The sequence below is a fragment of the Streptomyces sp. NPDC101110 genome, assembly GCF_044759525.1.
GTDB lineage: Bacteria > Actinomycetota > Actinomycetes > Streptomycetales > Streptomycetaceae > Streptomyces.
On sequence record NZ_JBIVZM010000007.1, the window covers coordinates 21,962 to 40,716 of the forward strand.

General features: G+C 71.6%; 18 protein-coding genes. 7 read left to right on the forward strand and 11 right to left on the reverse strand.

Translation table 11 applies throughout. The features are described from left to right. Together ACIQU3_RS18040 and ACIQU3_RS18045 are read right to left on the reverse strand one after the other, a co-directional pair. Complete coding sequence (locus ACIQU3_RS18040) at nucleotides 1-513, reverse strand: hypothetical protein (RefSeq protein WP_403725466.1); 513 nt, start codon at nucleotides 511-513, stop codon at nucleotides 1-3. 23 nt (nucleotides 514-536) lie between these two features. Further along, nucleotides 537-1,652 carry a magnesium and cobalt transport protein CorA gene (locus tag ACIQU3_RS18045; protein ID WP_403725469.1) on the reverse strand — a complete coding sequence of 372 codons (1,116 nt, stop codon included), beginning with the start codon at nucleotides 1,650-1,652 and terminating at the stop codon, nucleotides 537-539. 455 nt (nucleotides 1,653-2,107) lie between these two features. On the opposite strand from ACIQU3_RS18045, the gene ACIQU3_RS18050 reads away from it, so the two are divergent. Further along, nucleotides 2,108-2,692, forward strand: a complete 585-nt coding sequence (locus tag ACIQU3_RS18050) for a suppressor of fused domain protein (RefSeq protein ID WP_403926196.1) — start codon at nucleotides 2,108-2,110, stop codon at nucleotides 2,690-2,692. A 30-nt stretch (nucleotides 2,693-2,722) separates the two neighbouring features. Here the strand turns inward: ACIQU3_RS18050 and ACIQU3_RS18055 are convergent, their stop codons facing one another. Then, a complete protein-coding gene (locus tag ACIQU3_RS18055) occupies nucleotides 2,723-3,946 on the reverse strand; it encodes an MFS transporter (RefSeq protein WP_403926199.1) in 1,224 nt (407 codons plus the stop codon). A gap of 160 nt (nucleotides 3,947-4,106) precedes the next feature. On the opposite strand from ACIQU3_RS18055, the gene ACIQU3_RS18060 reads away from it, so the two are divergent. The 3 genes from ACIQU3_RS18060 (at nucleotide 4,107) to ACIQU3_RS18070 (ending at nucleotide 6,576) form a co-directional block, all read left to right on the forward strand. After that, a complete protein-coding gene (locus ACIQU3_RS18060; RefSeq protein ID WP_403725480.1) occupies nucleotides 4,107-4,748 on the forward strand; it encodes a DUF6758 family protein in 642 nt (213 codons plus the stop codon). A 190-nt stretch (nucleotides 4,749-4,938) separates the two neighbouring features. Then, entirely contained in the window at nucleotides 4,939-5,799 is an 861-nt protein-coding gene (locus ACIQU3_RS18065) for a PHP domain-containing protein (protein WP_403926203.1), read from the forward strand. A 171-nt stretch (nucleotides 5,800-5,970) separates the two neighbouring features. Next, entirely contained in the window at nucleotides 5,971-6,576 is a 606-nt protein-coding gene (locus ACIQU3_RS18070) for a MarC family protein (RefSeq protein ID WP_366711950.1), read from the forward strand. Nucleotides 6,577-6,585: 9 nt separating this feature from the next. Here the strand turns inward: ACIQU3_RS18070 and ACIQU3_RS18075 are convergent, their stop codons facing one another. Next, nucleotides 6,586-8,667, reverse strand: a complete 2,082-nt coding sequence (locus ACIQU3_RS18075) for a trypsin-like serine peptidase (protein WP_403926207.1) — start codon at nucleotides 8,665-8,667, stop codon at nucleotides 6,586-6,588. A 134-nt stretch (nucleotides 8,668-8,801) separates the two neighbouring features. Then, nucleotides 8,802-8,954, reverse strand: a complete 153-nt coding sequence (locus ACIQU3_RS18080) for a hypothetical protein (protein ID WP_403725492.1) — start codon at nucleotides 8,952-8,954, stop codon at nucleotides 8,802-8,804. A gap of 198 nt (nucleotides 8,955-9,152) precedes the next feature. On the opposite strand from ACIQU3_RS18080, the gene ACIQU3_RS18085 reads away from it, so the two are divergent. Continuing rightward, on the forward strand, nucleotides 9,153-10,046 hold the full coding sequence (locus ACIQU3_RS18085) for an NYN domain-containing protein (RefSeq protein WP_403725495.1): 894 nt from the start codon (nucleotides 9,153-9,155) through the stop codon (nucleotides 10,044-10,046). Between the two features lie 121 nt (nucleotides 10,047-10,167). Here the strand turns inward: ACIQU3_RS18085 and ACIQU3_RS18090 are convergent, their stop codons facing one another. Together ACIQU3_RS18090 and ACIQU3_RS18095 are read right to left on the reverse strand one after the other, a co-directional pair. Next, nucleotides 10,168-11,067: an alpha/beta fold hydrolase gene (locus tag ACIQU3_RS18090; RefSeq protein ID WP_403926210.1), complete on the reverse strand. Its 900-nt coding sequence runs from the start codon at nucleotides 11,065-11,067 to the stop codon at nucleotides 10,168-10,170. Between the two features lie 349 nt (nucleotides 11,068-11,416). Next, entirely contained in the window at nucleotides 11,417-14,176 is a 2,760-nt protein-coding gene (locus tag ACIQU3_RS18095) for a DEAD/DEAH box helicase (RefSeq protein WP_403926213.1), read from the reverse strand. Between the two features lie 475 nt (nucleotides 14,177-14,651). On the opposite strand from ACIQU3_RS18095, the gene ACIQU3_RS18100 reads away from it, so the two are divergent. Then, nucleotides 14,652-15,401, forward strand: a complete 750-nt coding sequence (locus ACIQU3_RS18100) for a ferritin-like domain-containing protein (protein WP_403725504.1) — start codon at nucleotides 14,652-14,654, stop codon at nucleotides 15,399-15,401. A gap of 48 nt (nucleotides 15,402-15,449) precedes the next feature. Here the strand turns inward: ACIQU3_RS18100 and ACIQU3_RS18105 are convergent, their stop codons facing one another. The 4 genes from ACIQU3_RS18105 to ACIQU3_RS18120 all read right to left on the reverse strand — a co-directional run bounded on the left by ACIQU3_RS18105 (nucleotide 15,450) and on the right by ACIQU3_RS18120 (nucleotide 17,451). Then, a complete protein-coding gene (locus tag ACIQU3_RS18105) occupies nucleotides 15,450-15,719 on the reverse strand; it encodes a hypothetical protein (protein ID WP_403725507.1) in 270 nt (89 codons plus the stop codon). A gap of 275 nt (nucleotides 15,720-15,994) precedes the next feature. Further along, nucleotides 15,995-16,222: a DUF3107 domain-containing protein gene (locus ACIQU3_RS18110; protein ID WP_030854792.1), complete on the reverse strand. Its 228-nt coding sequence runs from the start codon at nucleotides 16,220-16,222 to the stop codon at nucleotides 15,995-15,997. Between the two features lie 149 nt (nucleotides 16,223-16,371). Beyond that, nucleotides 16,372-17,019, reverse strand: a complete 648-nt coding sequence (locus tag ACIQU3_RS18115; protein WP_351627601.1) for a TetR/AcrR family transcriptional regulator — start codon at nucleotides 17,017-17,019, stop codon at nucleotides 16,372-16,374. A 207-nt stretch (nucleotides 17,020-17,226) separates the two neighbouring features. Continuing rightward, nucleotides 17,227-17,451 carry a hypothetical protein gene (locus tag ACIQU3_RS18120; RefSeq protein WP_403725511.1) on the reverse strand — a complete coding sequence of 75 codons (225 nt, stop codon included), beginning with the start codon at nucleotides 17,449-17,451 and terminating at the stop codon, nucleotides 17,227-17,229. A gap of 255 nt (nucleotides 17,452-17,706) precedes the next feature. Here ACIQU3_RS18120 and ACIQU3_RS18125 point away from each other — a divergent pair, with 255 nt between their 5' ends. After that, complete coding sequence (locus ACIQU3_RS18125; protein ID WP_403926216.1) at nucleotides 17,707-18,753, forward strand: alpha/beta fold hydrolase; 1,047 nt, start codon at nucleotides 17,707-17,709, stop codon at nucleotides 18,751-18,753. The last annotated feature ends 2 nt before the right edge of the window (nucleotides 18,754-18,755 follow it).

An 18,755-nucleotide genomic window follows, 5' to 3' on the forward strand; every position in this document is an offset into this window, starting at 1 on the left:
TCAGGTCCGTTTGCGCTTCTTCAGCAGCAGGCGGGGCAGCCCCGCCGGGACCGGCCGACGGGTGATCGCCGGGGACGGCAGGGGAGGCTCGGACAGGGATCCGTCGGGCAGCGGCGCCGTCGTCCCCGTCGGTTCCAGGCGCAGCACCCGGCACTCGCGGGCCCAGCGGCCGGTGATGCCCTCGCCGTCCGGCGCGTTCAGCCGCTTGCCCTTGAGCTCGGCGACCGCCGCGTCCCACGCCTCGGAGCCCGGCGCGAGCTCGACGACCCGTGCCGTCCAGGTGACCAGCCGGCCGCCCTTGTCCTTGCTGCGGACCGTCACCGCCGCCTCGGCGCCGTCGGCAAGACCCGGCAGCGGCTGCTCGCCCGGCCCGTCGCCGACCAGGCACGCGGCTCCCTCGTGCCACACGTGCCACAGCGCACGCGCCGGGCCGCCGGGTCCCTGGACCCAGACGAGGCCGGACTTCTTGGTGGCCTCCTCGACGAGGGCCTGGTCGAGCAGCTCGCTTGTCATGGGGCCCAGCCTAACCAGGCCGCTCACAGCCACCCGTTCCGCTTCAGGGTGCGGTGGATGCCGAGGCAGACGACGACCGTGAAGCCGAGGATCACCGGGTAGCCGTAGCGCCAGTGCAGCTCCGGCATGTGGTCGAAGTTCATGCCGTACACACCGCACACCATCGTCGGCACGGCGATGATCGCCGCCCATGAGGTGATCTTGCGCATGTCCTCGTTCTGCGCGACGGACGCCTGCGCGAGGTTGGCCTGGAGGATGGAGTTGAGCAGTTCGTCGAAGCCGAGGACCTGCTCCTGGACGCGGGCCAGGTGGTCGGCGACATCCCGGAAGTACTTCTGGATGTCGGGGTCGATCAGCCGCATCGGCCGCTCGCTCAGCAGCTGCATGGGCCGCAGCAGCGGCGACACAGCCCGCTTGAACTCCAGTACCTCGCGCTTGAGTTGGTAGATCCGTCCGGCGTCCGAACCGCGCGGCGCGCCCTTGCGCCCCGGGGAGAACACCTCGGTCTCCACCTCGTCGATGTCGTCCTGCACCGCGTCGGCGACAGCGATGTACCCGTCGACGACGTGGTCCGCGATGGCGTGCAGCACGGCCGAAGGGCCCTTGGCGAGAAGTTCGGGGTCGTCCTGGAGGCGGTGCCTGAGGGCGCGCAGGGAGCCCTGCCCGCCGTGCCGGACGGTGATGAAGAAGTCCCGCCCGGTGAAGCACATGACCTCGCCGGACTCGACGACCTCGCTGTTGGCGTCGAGCTGGTCGTGCTCGACGTAGTGGATGGTCTTGAAGACCGTGAAGAGGGAGTCGTCGTAGCGCTCCAGCTTGGGCCGCTGGTGGGCCTGGACGGCGTCCTCCACGGCCAGCGGGTGCAGCCCGAACTCACCGGCGATGCCGGAGAATTCGGCCTCCGTCGGCTCGTGCAGGCCGATCCACACGAAACCCCCGTCGCGGCGCACCAGGCGCACCGCCTCGTGCGGGGTCAGGGCGGTCTCGGTCTCGATGCGGCGGCCGTCCCGGTAGACGGCGCAGTCGACGACGGCCGAGGCCGCGGCGGGGCTGCGGGTGGCGTCGTAGGTGCCGCCCTCCTTGCGCAGCGACACACGGGACGGACGGACAACGGCGCGCAGGTCGCGGATCATCGACATGGCGGGCTCCTTCGCGGGCGTGCGACGAACGGCGCCGGCGACGGGTGGAACTACCCGGAATGAGGACGTTGTGACCACGGATGTTTCGCACGTCCACAAAGCGGGGAGCACCGCATCGTCGCGGTGGCCGGTTTCGTCACTGATTCAGCTACTGAGGCAGATCAGGCAAAGCGAAACGAAGCGCTCTTCCGCGGTGAAGCGAGTGCGAGAGGTGGCAGCCAGGGACAGAAGCAGCTACATCGGCGGCGCGAAGAGCGTGGTGCTACTGCACGGTCGACTTCGATCCATTGCAGCCCCACCTCCTCCGGCCGGTCCCTCGTAAGGGAGTTCCTTCGGCGTCGGAGCTTGATCGCGACGCTTCTGCGTGCTGCCCCGAACCACCGGGCAAGAGTAGCAGCCGACACAACTGTCAAGGTGCTGCCTTGCCCGCTACTGGCGAGTTCTATGCTCGCCGCATGGCAGATGTTCTTCCTCTGGTCGAAGCCCGGTTGCGCACGGCACTGGGTGAACCGGACGCGCGCGCCGCGGTCACCTTCCTCGGCACGGACCGCATCGAGGTGCTCCGCTTCCAGGAGGGCGACATCGTCCGCTACGCCTCGCTCGGCATGTCCGCGCACCCCATGACGGACCCCACGGCGGTGGTGGCCGACCCGGTCAAGGGCCCGCGCGCCGAGCTGGTCCTGTCGGTCCGTGCCGGTCTCGCCGACACCGACAAGGTACTCCGGCCGCTCGCCGTGCTCGCCGCGTCTCCGCAGGTGGAGGGCCTGGTCGTGGCTCCCGGCGCCTCCCTCGACGTCGGCGAGCCGCTGTGGCCCGGCGCCCCGTTCACCTCGGTCCTGGTCGCCGAACCGGGCGGCCTGGTGGAGGACCTGGAGCTCGACGAACCCCTCGACCCGGTGCGCTTCCTGCCGCTGCTGCCGATGACTCCGAACGAGGCCGCCTGGAAGCGGGTGCACGGCGCGCAGGCGCTTCAGGAGCGGTGGCTGAACCAGGGGACGGACCTCCGGGATCCGTCCCGGAAGTCCGTCCCGCTGGAGTGAGGAAGCTCACCAAACTCCTGCTGTGCGGCCTCAGTTGGCAAAGACGGCCACGCCGTCCTCGGTCGCGTGCTGCGACTGGAGCTCCTCGGCCTCGTTCGTGAGGGCCTTGCGCCGTACGACGACCACGACAGCGCCCGCGACCGCGGTGACCGCCGCGACCACGAACGGGATGTGGAGGTCGGTCCACTCCTCGATCTTCGGTGCGAAGTACGGAGCGGCCGCCGCCGCGAACCAGCGCACGAAGTTGTAGCCCGCGCTCGCCACCGGGCGGGGGGCGTCGGAGACGCCGAGGGCCAGTTCGGTGTAGACGGTGTTGTTCACGCCGATGAAGGCACCGGACAGGATCGTGCATACGACGGCGGTGGTGTGCGAGCCGTAGCCGAGCACCAGTACGTCGGCCGCGAGCAGCACCAGCGAACCGCCGAGCACCTTCAGTGAACCGAACCGCCTCTGCAGCCGCGGGGCGACGATCACCGAGAAGACGGCGAGCAGCACGCCCCAGGCGAAGAACACCGCACCCGACCGGTACGGGCTCATGTTCAGCACGAACGGCGTGAAGGCCAGCACGGTGAAGAACGTGTAGTTGTAGAAGAACGCCGAGACCGCCGCGGAGGCGAGGCCGCCGTGGCCGAGGGCCTTGAGCGGGTCCAGCAGTGAGGTCTTGCGGGCCGGCTTCGGCTGCTCCTTCAGGAACACCGTGATGCACAGGAAGCCGACGGCCATCAGGAACGCCGTGCCGAAGAACGGGTAGCGCCAGCTGGCGTCGCCGAGCAGGGCGCCCAGCAGCGGGCCGCAGGCCATGCCGAGGCCGAGGGCCGACTCGTACAGCAGGATCGCCGCGGCGCTGCCGCCGGCCGCCGCGCCGACGATGACCGCGAGGGCCGTCGAGACGAACAGCGCGTTGCCGAGGCCCCATCCGGCCCGGAAGCCCACCAGTTCGCCGACGGATCCGGAGGTGCCCGCGAGCCCGGCGAACACCACGACGAACGCGAGGCCGAGCAGCAGCGTCTTCTTCCCGCCGATCCGGCTGGAGACGAAGCCGGTCACCAGCATCGCGACGGCGGTGATGAGGAAGTACGAGGTGAACAGCAGGGAGACCTGGCTCGCCGTGGCGTTCAGGCCCTGGGCGATGGACGGCAGGATCGGGTCGACGAGCCCGATGCCCATGAAGGCGACGACCGACGCCCCGGCGGTCGCCCACACGGACTTGGGCTGCTTCAGGAGGCCGCCCGCTCCGGCGTCGAAGGAGTCCATTGCTTGCTCCCTTTCCCGAGACGAGATGGTTGGTATATGCACACACTAAGTTAGCCATGCTAATTAATGCAAGCTGCATCTAATGTTCCCGGTGAAGGGTTCCGTCCGGATGGGTGATCGTCCTTGACGCGGCGGGGCGCGGGTAGGACCGTGGGGCCCTATGAGGGGCGAACCCAGTTGCCCGAAGTGCGGTGGCCGGGTCAGGGCTCCCGGCCTCTTCTCCGACTCGTGGCAGTGCGATGTGCACGGCACCGTTCATCCGGTGCAGCCCGTGATACCGCCCAGCGTCGACGCCCTCAACGTCGTGGTGCACCGCACCCGGGTGCCGTTGTGGATGCCCTGGCCGCTGCCGGTGGGCTGGCTGTTCACGGGGGTGGCCTGTGCGGGGGACGACCGCACCGGCGGCCGCGCGACCGCCGTGGCCTGCACGGGGCCCGGGCCGCTCGGCGGGATGGGCGAGCTGATCCTGGTGGCCGAGGAACTCGGCGTCGGGCTCGGGGCGCGCTATGCGGGCATGGACGGGCCCGACCCCGGGCCGCACATGAACGTCGAGAAGCCGCCGCAGGCCAAGGTGCTGGCCGCCGGGCGTCCCACACCGCTGTGGCACGTGGCCGGGACGCCGGGCGACCGTGCGGTGTTCGCGGGGGAGGCGCTCGGGATGTGGCTGTGGGCCGTGGTGTGGCCCGAGCAGTCCGGGCTGCTGATGTACGACGAACTGGTCCTGGCCGATCTGCGGGAAGCGGGGGCCGAGGTGGAGCTGGTGCCGTGCGGGGCGTTGTCGCCGCGCTTGCTTCAGCCGTAGTGCCTACGGGCGGTGGGGTGCGGGCGCGGTGGCGGCTGCCGGCTCGTTGTGGCAAGTCGCGCAGGTTCCCGCGCCCCTCGAGGTCGCTGATGTAGGGGGCGCTTGCAGGGTTCGGGTGTGACCGCGGTCGTTGAAAATCCGGTTATCCTTGAGCGGTCCTGTTGCTGCCGTCGCGTCTGGAGTCCGTGCCGTGCGTATCGATCTGCACACCCACTCCACCGCTTCCGACGGCACGGACGCGCCCGCGCAGTTGGTCCGGAAGGCCGCAGCCACGGGGCTCGACGTCATCGCGCTCACCGATCACGACACCACCCGCGGGCATGACGAGGCGATCGCCGCGCTGCCGGAGGGGCTCACGCTGGTGACCGGCGCCGAGCTCTCCTGCCGGATCGACGGGATCAGCATGCACATGCTGGCCTACCTCTTCGACGCCGAGGAGCCCGCCCTGCTCGCCGAGCGGGAACTGGTTCGGGACGACCGGGTGCCGCGCGCCCAGGGCATGATCGCCAAGCTCCGGGAGCTGGGTGTCCCGGTGACCTGGGAGCACGTGGCGCGGATCGCCGGTGAGGGGTCCGTCGGACGCCCGCACGTGGCGAGCGCGCTGGTCGAGCTGGGTGTCGTGCCCACCGTGAACGACGCCTTCACGCAGGACTGGCTGGCCGACGGTGGCCGGGCCTTCGTGGAGAAGCACGAGACCGACCCCTTCGAGGCGATCCGCCTGATCAAGGGCGCGGGCGGGGTCGCGGTGTTCGCGCACCCCGGGGCGAGCAATCGGGGGCTCACGGTGCCGGAGGCCGCCATCGCCGACATGGCCGCGGCCGGACTGGACGGCATCGAGGTCGACCACATGGACCACGACGCGGACACGCGGGCGCGGCTGCGGGGCCTGGCGAAGGAGCTCGGCCTTCTCGTGACCGGGTCCTCGGACTACCACGGCAGCCGCAAGACCTGCGTGCTCGGCGAGTACACGACGGATCCCGAGGTGTACGGCGAGATCACGCGGCGGGCCTTCGGGGCGTTCCCGGTGCCCGGGGCCGGCGGAGCCGTCTGAGGTTCCTCTGCTCCTCATCCATTTCAGGCACTCGGCGCTGTTCGCCGTGCCCACCCGTTCCTCCCCCGGTGACACAAGAGTCTGAGGGGACTCCCTGAGGAACGCCTGCCCACAGCGGTGCCGCTGCGCCGTGCTCCGCCGTTCCACCCATACCGCAAGGCCATCACGCTCATGTTCGACCTCGCCGTCTTCGGCTCCCTGTTCCTGACCCTCTTCGTCATCATGGATCCCCCCGGGATCACACCGATCTTCCTCGCCCTGACCGCGGGCCGGCCCGGCAAGGTGCAGAAGCGGATGGCCTTCCAGGCCGTCTGCGTCGCCGGCGGTGTGATCACCGTGTTCGGGCTCCTCGGCCACCAGATCCTGGACTATCTGCACGTGTCCGTGCCCGCGCTGATGATCGCGGGCGGTCTGCTGCTCCTCCTGATCGCGCTGGACCTGCTCACCGGGAAGACCGACGAGCCGAAGCAGACCAAGGACGTCAACGTCGCCCTCGTACCGCTGGGCATGCCGCTGCTGGCCGGGCCCGGGGCGATCGTGTCGGTCATCCTCGCCGTGCAGAAGGCCCACAGCGTCACCGCGCAGGTGTCTGTGTGGGCGGCCATCCTCGCCATCCACGTCGTCCTGTGGCTGGTCATGCGCTACTCGCTGGTGATCATCCGGATCATCAAGGACGGCGGTGTGGTGCTGGTGACCCGCCTCGCCGGCATGATGCTCTCCGCGATCGCCGTGCAGCAGATCATCAACGGCGTCACCCAGGTGATCCAGGGGAGCTGACGACCCTCGTCAGGGCCTCAGGACGCCGCGGATCTCGCGGGCCGGTCCGGGATGCCCGAGGTACTCGTCGATCTTGTGCGCGCGGTCGCGGCCGTTGGAGACGGCCAACTGGGTGACCTTCCCCCACCGTTCGTCCGCCAGCGGGCAGCCGATCGCCACCGCGTCGGTGGGGCACCAGACGTTCACCCAGTCACGCACCCTGGGCGGCTGGTGCGGGCCACGGGTGAGCAGCCGTTCGTTGACGCCGTCCAGCCCGAGCGGGCTGCCCGCGGTGACCAGCAGGACGGGATCGAGGCCTTCGGGCAGCCGGGTCAGCAGGTCCATGCCCACGACCGTGCCCAGGCTGTGCGTGACCAGCACCAGCTCGCCGCTCGTGGGCATCGTCTCCATGACGCCGTCCAGCACCGCCTGCCGTACGGCGCCGTCGCCGAGGTACAGGTCGACGTCCCTCAGGAACGTGGCGATGGTCCACTCGTCCAGGTCGGACCGGGCGGCCAGCCAGCTCAGCGGCCGGTGCAGCGCGCCGACCAGGCCCGCGCCGAAGCCCTCGGTGGCCGCCGGCCCGTTCTGGGGCATGCCGGCCCGGGCGGCCGCCTCGTAGAGCAGCCGCTCGTAGGAGCCGGTGGGTGACTCGGCGGCGAACACCTCGGCGGCAGCCGCGGCACTCAGCCGGTCGAGACCGATGGGCTCGGCCACGCTCTCCCTGCCACTCACGAGGTCGTGCAGTCGCGTGCCGTAGAACGGGAACCACACGTCCTCCGGGTCCAGCGGGGGCAGCGAGGCGAGGGTGAGGCCGCGGTTCAGGCCGGCCGTCCAGGTGCGGCGCAGCTCGTCGGGTTGGTTGTCCTGCTGGTCGCGGCCGTGCAGGAAGACCAGGTGCTGACGGCCACCGAAGGCGGTACCGCGGGCCCGGAGCCCCACCCGGGGTCCGCGCTCGGCGGCCTCGGTCCCGGTCGTGGCCGCCGACGGGGTCGTGACGCCCGGCACCGCCGCCGTCCGGGGCTGTGCGCCGGGGGACGCCGACGGGAGGGCCGGCGCGGTGGCCACGGCCTGGTCCAGGCCGGTGTCCGGGCCCATCCCGGCCAGCAGGGCCCGCCGCGCCGGGTCGAGCTCCAGTCCGGCCAGGTGCTTGAGGATCGAGCTGATCCGGGCGCCCTCGTTGGCGACCCACTCGATGGCGTCGTCGCCGTCGCCCTGCTGCCAGGGCCGGCCGTCCTTGCGCAGGACGCGGCCCTGGTCGTCCTTCTTCGGCACCCCGCTGTGGTGCAGCGCCACGACCTCCCACTGGTCGTTGAAGACGGGGGAGCCGGAGTTCCCCGGTTCGGTGTCGGTCGTGTAGTGCACGAAGTCGTCGAGGCGGACCAGCACCGCGTTGTCACGCAGCGCGATCTCCTTCAGCCGGCCCGAGGGATGGCCGATGATGTTCACCTTCTCGCCGAGCACCAGCTTGCCGATCTGCACGCTCAGCCGGTTCCAGCCGAAGACATCGCCCGGTGCGGGGCCGTCCGGCGTGGCCGCCAGCGCCACGAGGGCGAAGTCGAGCCGCTGGTCCGCCGTGAAGAAGGCCCCGGGATCGAGCTCCATGCGGACGACGGTGTCGGGCACGTTGTCCGCCGTGACCTGGGCGTTGAACTCGGCGAAGCAGTTCCGGGCGAAGCTCTCGTCGGGCAGGACGTGGTGGTTGGTCATCAGCAGCCGTGGCGAGACCAGGAAGCCGGTGCCGTGCGGCAGCTCGCGGCCGCCGCGCCGCAGGGTGATCCGGGCGACCGTGGCGCCCGCCCTGACCCCGCGCGGCAGGAAGCTCCAGGCCTGGAGCTCGTTGGAGAGGTCGATGATCCGCTCGTTGGCGTCGGGCAGGTCCATGGCCTCGCGGTGGATGTCCGCCACCACCGCCGAGGGCGACAGACCGCCCCGGTCGAGGATCCGGTCGGCGCGGACGGCGAGCGCGTCCGGGGAGTCCGGGAACCGCACACCGGCCGCCAGCCGGCTCTCGACCCGCTCGCGCTCGGCGGCGGAGTCCTCGTAGCGCCGCGCGGCCTCGGCGGCGGCCTGGTGATGCAGTTCCTTGTGCGACCTGTCCGTCACCGACATGCTCGACCGTCCTGTTCTGGCTCGCGCCGGCCCCCTCAGTCAGTACGCCCCCGACTGCGGAAGTCCGCAACAGCGAAAGCCCCCGCACGGCCGATGCCGGGCGGGGGCTTTCGCGTACGGGAGAGCTGCGCGCGTTATGAGGCCGCGGTCTCGGCCGGGCGGATCCAGAGGCGCTGCCCGATGGCGGCCGCCTGCTGAACGATGCGGTTGACGGAGGCGGCGTCCACGACGGTCGTGTCCACAGGCGTGCCGTCGGCGTCGTCGAGTCGCATGATTTCGAAGCGCAAGGGCTTCTCCCTTCGTCTGGTCATCCTCCTGAGGAGAACTACTCGGTGTTCGTACGAGTCAACGGGGATGCGTGGGTGAAACATTCCCTACGCTAAGGAAATTTTTCGAACAGCTAATTACTGAGCCGTAAGAGTGTCGTTACAGGACCCAACGGGACCGGTTGTGTTCGCAGTGTGACCGCCGGGACAATGAAGGTGATGAACGACGACCTCGCGGCCCTCAGCGCCCGCATCGACCACACCAACGAGCTGCTCCAGCGCATGCTCGCCGAGGTCGCGAAGACGCCCTCGACACACGCGATCTTCGTGGATGCCGGGTACCTGTACGCGGCCGCCGGACGGCTCGTCGCCGGCACCGAGGACCGCCGCGCCTTCGACGTGGACGCCGAGGGCCTGATCGACGCGCTCATCGACCGGGCCCGCACGATCTTCGCGGACAGCCGGCTGCTGCGGGTCTACTGGTACGACGGCGCCCGGCGCCGCATCCACACGGCCGAGCAGCAGACCATCGCGGAACTGCCGGACGTCAAGGTGCGGCTCGGCAACCTCAACGCCAACAACCAGCAGAAGGGCGTCGACTCACTCATCCGCTCCGACCTGGAGTCCCTCGCCCGGCACCGCGCCATCAGCGACGCGGCCCTGCTCGGCGGCGACGAGGACCTGGTCTCGGCGGTCGAGGCGGCCCAGGGCTACGGCGCCCGCGTCCACCTCTGGGGCATCGAGGCGCCGGACGGCCGCAACCAGGCGGAGCCGCTGCTGTGGGAGGTCGACAGCCAGCGGACCCTCGACCTCGACTTCTTCAAGCCCTACGTCTCCCGCCGCACGGGCCCCGCCCAGGAGACGACGACGGAACGGCCGACCCGTGAGAACGTGCGGTTCGTGGGCGCGCAGATCGCGGCGAAATGGCTGTCGGCACGCGGCCGGGAGGCGCTCGTCGAGCTGCTGCCCGGACACCCCTACCTGCCCGGCTCGGTGGACCAGGACCTGCTTGTGGAGGCGGAGGGCCTCCTGCAGTACTCGCTGCGCGGCCAGGCGGATCTGCGGCGTGCGCTGCGCGACGGCTTCTGGGAGCACTTGCGGACGCTGTATTAGGCCGGCTCGGCGGATGCAGTAGTGGGCCGTCTCGCCGGACGCAGGGCCAGGCCGTCCCGGCGGATGCGGCAGCAGGCCGTCTTGGCGGGCGCGGTAGTGGGCCGTCTCGCCGGACGCAGCACTAGGCCGGCCCGCGAGCCGCAGGACCCTGGGCCTGTCCGAGGCCGTCCCAGAAGTCCGCGAGGGCGTGGGCCGTCGGCAGGGGCTGGTCGGCGTTGGGGGAGTGCTCGGCTCCCGTGACGACCGTGCGGCGCGCGTCCAGCCGACGGGCCATGTCGTCGAGGATCGCCAGCGGCCAGGTGTCGTCGTGCGCACCCGACAGCACATGGAACGGCAGCGGTACGGCGGCGAGTTCGGCCACGCGGTCCGGCTCCGTACACAACTGGCGCCCCGTAGCGAGAAGTTGGGCAGGGCTGTGACCCAGCCAGCGGCGGCGCAACTGGTCCTGGTCGCCGAGGCCGCGGGCAGGTCCGCCCACTTCCTCCGGCGGGCCCATGGCCTGGATGGCCTCCCACACCTCCGCCATCGACAGCACGGCCAGCGCGTCCCGCAGCAGCTTCACGCGCTGCTGCTGGGAGACGGAGATCTCCGCCGGGCCGGACGAGACCAGGGTGAACGACAGGAAGGGGGAGTGGTCGAGCAGCACGGCCGCGCGGGCGATCTGCCCGCCCAGCGAGTGCCCCACGAGGTGCAACGTCCCGCCCAGTGCCTCGGCCTGCGCGAGCACGTCCCGCGCCAGTTCCCGCTGCGCGTAGGCCGACTCGTCGTCCAGGGGCCCGGCCGACTCGTGCTGCCCCCGCCCGTCCACGGCGACGACCCGGTACCCCCGCTCCGCGAGCGGCTCGTGCAACAGCCTGAAGTCCTCCTTGCTCCCCGTGAACCCGGGCAGCATCAGAACGACCCCCCTGCCCTCCACACCGGGCTTCGACGCCGAGTCGACGACGGCGAACTCACCGCGAGAGGTGCGCAGGGGGTAGGCGCGGGCGCCCGGGGGCGGGGGGAAGGCGGGGTGGCTGGTCACGGGGCGAGGGTAGCGGGTGGGGCCGGGCTCGTTGCTTGGGTGCGGTCCTCGGGGGTCCGGCTTCATCCGGAGGGGCGGGCCGTGGACGGGTGGAGGCAGCATGAGTGGGCCGGGCTCGTTGCTTGGGTGCGGTCCTCGGGGATACGGCTTCATCCGGAGGGGCGGGCCGTGGACGGGCGGGGGCAGCGAGTCGGCCGGGCTGGTTGCTTGGGTGCGCGGCGGGGCGGGCCGTGGGGGAGGTGGGTGGTTTCCGCCGGGGCGATGGCTCGTTGGGTGAGGCCTTGTTGTCCGGGTGAGACGCCGACGGCCCGGCCCCCGTGTGGGGTCCGGGCCGTCATGGAGGGGTGTGTCAGCCCTCCGTGGGCTCCGCGGTGGCCGTGGCCTTGCGCGTGCGGCGCGCCCTGGGCTTCGCCTCCGCCGTGTCCTCGGCGGCGGCAGCCGTCGCTGCCGTGGCCTTGCGGGTGCGGCGCGGCTTGGCGGGCTCCTGCTCCTGATCCGCCTGCGCGGGGATCTCCGTCGGCTCCGCGGCCTTGCGGGTGCGGCGGCGCGGCTTGGCCTCCGTGCCCTCGGCGGTGTCGACCGCGGTCTCGGCCGCTGCGGCGGTCTTCCGCGTCCGGCGCGGCTTGGCCTCGGCGGCCTCCGCGTCCGGGGTCGCGGTTGCCGTCTTGCGCGTGCGGCGCGGCTTGGCCTCCGCCACCTCCGCCCCTGCCTCCGTGTCCGGGAGGGCGGCAGCGGTCTTCCGCGTCCGCCGGGGCTTGGCCTCGACGGCCTCCGGCTCCTGAGCCGTCTGGGCCGGGATCCCGGCGACGGTCGGGGCGGTCTCGGCGGCCTTGCGGGTGCGGCGGCGCGGCTTGGCCTCCGTGCCCTCGGCGGTGTCGACCGCGGCCTCGGCCGCTGCGGCGGTCTTCCGCGTCCGGCGAGGCTTGGTCTCCGCCACCTCGGCAACCTCGGCCACGTCCGCGGTCTCGGCCGTCTCGGCGGCCTTGCGGGTGCGGCGGCGCGGCTTGGCCTCGGCGGCCTCCGCCGTGTCGACGGCGGCTTCGGCCGCGGCCGTCGCCTTGCGCGTCCGCCTGGGCTTGGTTTCGGCGGCTTCGGCGGTGTCCGTGACGCTCTCCGCGGCCGCGGCCGCCTTACGGGTGCGGCGCGGCTTGGCTTCGGTGCCCTCGGCGGTGTCGACACCGGCCTCCGCCTTCGCAGCGGCCTTACGGGTGCGGCGCGGCTTGGCCTCGGCCGCCTCGTCGGTGGTCTCCGCGACCGCGGCCGCAGCCGCCTTGCGGGTGCGCCGCGGCTTCGTCTCGGTCGGCTCCGGCGCGGACTCGGTGGTGCCTTCGGCCGTGTCGAGTGCCGCCTCGGCCGCGGACGCCGCCGTGGCCTTGCGGGTACGGCGACGGGGCTTGGCGGCGGCGTCGGGCTGCGCGGCATCCACGACGGCCGGAGTCTCGGCGACGACCGCCGGCTCCGTGGCCGACGGCGTCACCGCGGCCTCCGCCTCCACCACCGGGGTCCCTGCCGCCGGGGTCTCCGCCCGGCGCGTACGGCGTCGGCGCGGCTTCGCGGCCGCCTCGGCGGCCTCCGCGACCGTGCCCTCCGCCGTCGCGACGGCGTTCTCCGCCTGCTCAGGCGCGGGCGACTCGACCGCCGCGACCGGAGCCGCCTGCGACGGCGCCCCGCCGCGGGTCCGGCGGCGGCGACGCGGGGTGCGCGGAGCCGTCACGGCGTCCGCCTCGGCGGCGCCGGTCTCCGTGGCGTCCGGGGCGGTGGTGCCGACGGACTCGGGAGCCCCGTCCACGGTGGCCCCGCCGCGCGTACGGCGGCGGCGACGCGGCGTACGCGACGAACGCTCGCGGTCGGCCGAACGGGACTCGTCCCGGTCGCCACGGCCACCTCGGCCGCCGCGCCCGCGCGGCCCGCGGCCGCCCGGCTCGCCCAGGTCCTCCAGCTCCTCCGCGTCCAGCCCGGCGCGGGTGCGTTCCGAGCGCGGCAGGATGCCCTTCGTGCCCTCGGGGATGCCGAGGTCGGAGAACAGGTGGGGAGAGGTGGAGTACGTCTCCGGCGGGTCGTTGAAGCCGAGCTCCAGCGCCTTGTTGATCAGCTGCCAGCGCGGGATGTCGTCCCAGTCGACCAGGGTGATCGCCGTACCCTTCGCGCCCGCCCGGCCCGTACGGCCGATGCGGTGCAGGTACGTCTTCTCCTCTTCAGGCGACTGGTAGTTGATGACGTGCGTGACACCCTCGACGTCGATACCGCGGGCGGCGACGTCGGTGCAGACGAGCACGTCCACCTTGCCGTTGCGGAACGCGCGCAGCGCCTGCTCACGGGCGCCCTGGCCGAGGTCTCCGTGGACCGCGCCGGAGGCGAAGCCGCGCTGCTTCAGCTGGTCGGCGAGGTCGGCCGCCGTGCGCTTGGTGCGGCAGAAGACCATGGCCAGTCCCCGGCCCTCGGCCTGGAGGATGCGCGCGACCATCTCGGGCTTGTCCATGTTGTGCGCGCGGTAGATGAACTGCTTGGTGTTCGCGACCGTCGCGCCCGCGTCGTCCGGAGCCGTGGCCCGGATGTGCGTGGGCTGTGACATGTAGCGGCGGGCCAGGCCGATGACCGCGCCCGGCATGGTGGCCGAGAACAGCATCGTCTGACGGCGCACCGGCAGCATGTTGATGATCTTCTCGACGTCGGGCAGGAAGCCCAGGTCGAGCATCTCGTCGGCCTCGTCGAGGACCAGGCACTTGACGTGCTTCAGGTTCAGCTTCTTCTGACCGGCGAGGTCGAGGAGCCGGCCCGGGGTGCCGACGACCACGTCGACGCCCTTCTTCAAGGCCTCGACCTGGGGCTCGTAGGCCCGGCCGCCGTAGATGGCGAGAACGCGTACGTTGCGCACCTTGCCCGCGGTGAGCAGGTCGTTGGTGACCTGCGTGCACAGCTCGCGCGTGGGAACGACGACGAGCGCCTGCGGGGCCTCGGTGAGGGCCTCGGGAGCGGCGCGCCCGGCCTCGACGTCGGCGGGGACGGTGACGCGCTCGAGGAGCGGGAGGCCGAAGCCGAGCGTCTTGCCGGTGCCGGTCTTGGCCTGGCCGATGACGTCCGTGCCCGACAGGGCCACCGGGAGCGTCATCTCCTGGATGGGGAACGGAGCGGTGATGCCGACGGCTTCCAGGGCCTCGGCGGTCTCGGGGAGGATTCCGAGCTCTCGGAACGTAGTCAGGGTGCTGCCTCTTCTGTGTGGGCGGCGCGAGGCGAGCGCGGGGTCGTGTCAGACCGTGCCGGGGACGTCGGCTGCCTACGGGCGGGCCGTAGAGCACGGGACCGCGCCGACGCTCTAGCGCTCGTGCCGCTGAGGGTGTCCCCCTCCGGGTCTCGTACGCACTGTGGCGGACGGCCGGGGAGGGCTGTCGGGTCGGAGCCGATCGGGCCACCGACCGGGCATCCTCATACGTGCGGCCTGTCGAGGTACGTCGACGTACCAGCAGGCGCATTACCACCATACCCTGGAATCGCGCACATGCGATGGCCGATTCGGTCACGTAGTCGTCGTCACAGTGATTGACCAGGGCCTTACGCCCCCCGGCAAGCGGGTTATTGTGCGCTTCATGACGAGCTCTGACAAGCCTGACAACGCCTCGGACACCGCCGCCGCCGAATCCGCCTCAGTCGCCGCCCGGGACTGGGCGACGGCCTCCGCCGATCCCCAGTACCGCGCCGCGGTCGTGGACCTGCTCGGTGCGCTCGCCTACGGGGAGCTGGCGGCGTTCGAGCGGCTCGCGGAGGACGCCAAACTGGCGCCGACGCTGGCGGACAAGGCGGAGCTGGCGAAGATGGCGTCGGCGGAGTTCCACCACTTCGAGAGGCTGCGCGACCGGCTCGCCGAGATCGGGGAGGAGCCGACGCGGGCGATGGAGCCGTTCGTCGCCGCATACGACGGCTTCCACAAGCAGACGGCTCCCTCGGACTGGCTGGAGGGCCTCGTCAAGGCCTACGTGGGCGACTCCATCGCCAGCGACTTCTACCGGGAGGTCGCCGCCCGGCTGGACTCCGACTCCCGCGACCTGGTGCTGGCCGTGCTCGACGACACGGGACACGGCGGCTTCGCCGTGGAGAAGGTACGGGCCGCGATCGACGCCGATCCGCGCGTGGGCGGGCGGCTCGCGCTGTGGGCGCGGCGGCTGATGGGTGAGGCCCTGTCGCAGTCCCAGCGGGTGGTCGCCGACCGCGACGCGCTGTCGACCATGCTGGTGGGCGGGGTCGCGGACGGCTTCGACCTCGCCGAGGTCGGCAAGATGTTCTCCCGGATCACCGAGGCCCACACCAAACGGATGGCCGCCCTGGGACTGGCCGCCTAGGTCCTTCGGCCGACCCGCATCCTCAGAAGCGCCACCATCGGCGACCCGTCACGCGGTCGCCGAACGGCGGCGCAGTCTTCCCGCGGGGCGCAGCAGCAGCGACAGCGAGGCCACCGAGACGATCGCCGCGCCGAGCAGGACGAGCAGGACATGCCCGGCGTCCAGCGCGCTGTGCATGACGAAGGCACCGAAGAGGGCGCCGGCGATTCCGGTCGACAGCACCAAAGAGCGGGCCGGGAGACGGTGTGGCAGGCGGTGTGCGGCCGCCCATGCCAGAGCCAGGCCGAGGATCGCGGAGCTCAATGCTTCCAGCAGCATGTCGGGGTCCCTCCCACGTGGCCGGCCTGCCCAAATCGGTCGTAGCCCGTCTTACCCCTGACCTGCGAAATCCAATCCACCCCTATGGGCGACTTGTGCTCCATCCGTGGAGCAACCGGTGCGCCGCAAGGGGAAGCCGAGGGCAAGGGGCGGCGATGCCCACGCGGAGCGCGGGCGAGGACGCCGAGGGCCACGCGGAAGGGGTGTCCGCGGGAGGGCGACGCAAACGGGGCGGGTACGGCCGACAGCCGTCCCGCCCCGCTCCACGCGTGCGCCTACAGCGCGCCGAAACCCACCTTGCGCGGGGCCGGCTCACCGATCTCGACGTAGGCGAGACGGTCGGCCGGGACGAGGAGCTTGCGGCCGTGCTCGTCCACGAGGCTCAGCAGCTGCGACTTCCCGGCCAGTGCCTCGGCGACCACGCGCTCGACCTCCTCGGCGGTCTGACCGCTCTCCAGAACGATCTCGCGGGGCGCGTGCTGCACGCCGATCTTGACCTCCACGGCTATGTCCCTCCGACGGTCAGTGATGTGCGCGACCTTCCGCGCCGTACGCAGCACACATTAGCCCGGTGAGGGGACGTACATGCTCCGCCCGAGAACGCCACGAGCGAACATCGGGCGGGAACAAAGTGCTGTCCGTGGTGATGTCGTCAGTGCTGCGGCTGGTCCATGCCGTGCAGCGGGAAGCCCGCGATGCCGCGCCAGGCCAGTGAGGTGAGCAGCTGCACCGCCTGGTCGCGCGGCACACTGCGGTCGCTGTGCAGCCAGGACCGCGCCACCACCTGGGCGAGGCCACCCATGCCCGAGGCGAGCAGCATCGACTCCGCGCGCGACAGGCCGGTGTCCTCGGCGATCACGTCACAGATCGCCTCCGCGCACTCGTTGGTGACCTTGTCCACGCGCTCGCGCACGGCGGGCTCGTTGGTCAGGTCCGACTCGAAGACCAGACGGAAGGCGCCGCCGTCGTCCTCGACGTACGCGAAGTAGGCGTCCATGGTCGCCCGGACGCGCTGCTTGTTGTCGGTCGTCGACGCGAGCGCGTTGCGCACGGCCTGGATGAGCGACTCGCAGTGCTGGTCCAGCAGCGCGAGGTAGAGGTCGAGCTTGCCCGGGAAGTGCTGGTACAGCACCGGCTTGCTGACGCCGGCCCGCTCGGCGATGTCGTCCATCGCCGCCGCGTGATAGCCCTGGGCCACGAAGACCTCCTGGGCGGCACCCAGGAGCTGGTTCCGTCGGGCACGGCGCGGCAGGCGTGTGCCCCGCGGGCGAACCGCCTCTGTCTGCTCGATGGCTGTCACGCCGCCTCCCATAGTCGTCCACGTGCGGATCTGGCCGCGTCGCCATCGTACTTTTCGGTAACCGTGGTGTGCGCGGTGAGAGCGCAGAATTTCACGGACCGGACGGATGCGAAAGCGGTTGCGAAGGTTTCAAACACGGTCAGAGCGGGCAAAAATCCGCCCCTTTCCCGTCCGGTGGAGCAGCTCGGCGCCCGTCGGCGGCGAGCGTCACCGGTAGTCGTCCTCGTCGAGCGAGACGATCCGGGCCTGCTCCACGAGGTCCGCCTCGTTGGCCCGGTCCGGGTCGACGCCGGTCAGCGGGTCGTCGCGGTCCGGCGCGAGGTCCGCCTGCTGCTCGGCCGCGTCGACCTCGGGCGCCTCGACGTCGAACTCCTGCACCTCCGGCGCGTCCTCGGCCTCGAACGTCTCCGGGTCGGTGGGGTCTACGGCCATGCTGGGCTCCCTTCCTACGAACGTCCCTGGGGATGCAGGGGCCACACGCGGGTGCCCTCTGTACGAGCCTAGGAGACACCCGATCCGGACGCCATGCGATCCGCGTCCGGGATGTGACGCAGTGCTGATCCCATTGACTGCTACCCGTCCGTGCCCGGGTGCCGACTCCGCCGGGGGCTCAACCGTCCGATTCCTGTGACGGCGAACACAGGCGAACACATGAGTCACTGCGTGATCGTCTCGTAACATTGCCGCATGTCTTCGACCGAGCTGCCGTTCGTGCCGCCCGCCAATGTGCTGCCGAAGGTGGGGACCGTCCGGGTCGCGGAGGGCGAGCGGCTGAGGTCGGTCGAGCTGCCCGGTGTCACGCTCACGATGAGGTCCCGGCCGCCGGCACGCGAAGGACTGCCGCCCGCGTTGTACGTGCACGGGCTCGGCGGCTCCTCGCAGAACTGGTCGGCGCTGATGGCCCTGCTGGACGGCACCGTCGACGGCGAGGCCCTCGACCTGCCCGGCTTCGGCGACTCCCCGCCCCCGGACGACGGCAACTACTCCGTCACGGCCCACGCGCGCGCGGTCATCCGTTACCTCGACGCCTCCGGGCGCGGCCCCGTGCACCTGTTCGGGAACTCGCTCGGTGGCGCCATCACCACCCGTGTCGCCGCGGTTCGGCCCGACTTGGTCCGTACGCTCACGCTTGTGTCGCCTGCTCTGCCGGAAATCCGAGTGCAGCGCACCGCCGTGCCCACGGGGCTGCTGGCGGTGCCGGGCGTCGCCCTGCTCTTCACCCGGCTCACCCGCGGGTGGACGGCGGAGCAGCGGGTCCGCGGCGTGATGGCGCTTTGTTACGGGGATCCCGGGCGGGTGTCGGCGGAAGGGTTCCGCAACGCGGTGCAGGAGATGGAGCGGCGGCAGCGGCTGCCGTACTTCTGGGACGCGATGGCGCGCTCGGCGCGCGGGATCGTCAACGCCTACACGCTGGGCGGACAGCAGGGGCTGTGGCGCCAGGCGGAACGGGTCCTCGCACCCACCCTGCTCGTCTACGGCGGCCGTGACCAGCTCGTCGGCTTCCGCATGGCCCAGAAGGCGGCCCGCGCCTTCCGTGACTCCCGGCTCGTGACATTGCCCGATGCCGGCCATGTGGCGATGATGGAGTACCCGGAGACCGTGGCCACGGCTTTTCGTGAACTCCTCGACGAGGCAGGCGAGTCGGGCACGCGGCGGGCGAGGCGGGCCGGCCGGACGGACACCGGGGGCGACGCCGTCGGCGCATCGGGTGCGGACGAGAGCATGGGGGGCTGAGG

Bases quoted from the DNA above. Each gene is read 5' to 3' on its own strand.
- ACIQU3_RS18040 (WP_403725466.1), bottom strand. From the start codon at position 513: ATGACAAGCGAGCTGCTCGACCAGGCCCTCGTCGAGGAGGCCACCAAG.
- ACIQU3_RS18050 (WP_403926196.1), top strand. From the start codon at position 2,108: ATGGCAGATGTTCTTCCTCTGGTCGAAGCCCGGTTGCGCACGGCACTG.
- ACIQU3_RS18070 (WP_366711950.1), top strand. From the start codon at position 5,971: ATGTTCGACCTCGCCGTCTTCGGCTCCCTGTTCCTGACCCTCTTCGTC.
- ACIQU3_RS18045 (WP_403725469.1), bottom strand. From the start codon at position 1,652: ATGTCGATGATCCGCGACCTGCGCGCCGTTGTCCGTCCGTCCCGTGTG.
- ACIQU3_RS18060 (WP_403725480.1), top strand. From the start codon at position 4,107: ATGAGGGGCGAACCCAGTTGCCCGAAGTGCGGTGGCCGGGTCAGGGCT.
- ACIQU3_RS18095 (WP_403926213.1), bottom strand. From the start codon at position 14,176: ATGACGCTCCCGGTGGCCCTGTCGGGCACGGACGTCATCGGCCAGGCC.
- ACIQU3_RS18055 (WP_403926199.1), bottom strand. From the start codon at position 3,946: ATGGACTCCTTCGACGCCGGAGCGGGCGGCCTCCTGAAGCAGCCCAAG.
- ACIQU3_RS18075 (WP_403926207.1), bottom strand. From the start codon at position 8,667: ATGTCGGTGACGGACAGGTCGCACAAGGAACTGCATCACCAGGCCGCC.
- ACIQU3_RS18100 (WP_403725504.1), top strand. From the start codon at position 14,652: ATGACGAGCTCTGACAAGCCTGACAACGCCTCGGACACCGCCGCCGCC.
- ACIQU3_RS18105 (WP_403725507.1), bottom strand. From the start codon at position 15,719: ATGCTGCTGGAAGCATTGAGCTCCGCGATCCTCGGCCTGGCTCTGGCA.
- ACIQU3_RS18120 (WP_403725511.1), bottom strand. From the start codon at position 17,451: ATGGCCGTAGACCCCACCGACCCGGAGACGTTCGAGGCCGAGGACGCG.
- ACIQU3_RS18085 (WP_403725495.1), top strand. From the start codon at position 9,153: ATGAACGACGACCTCGCGGCCCTCAGCGCCCGCATCGACCACACCAAC.
- ACIQU3_RS18125 (WP_403926216.1), top strand. From the start codon at position 17,707: ATGTCTTCGACCGAGCTGCCGTTCGTGCCGCCCGCCAATGTGCTGCCG.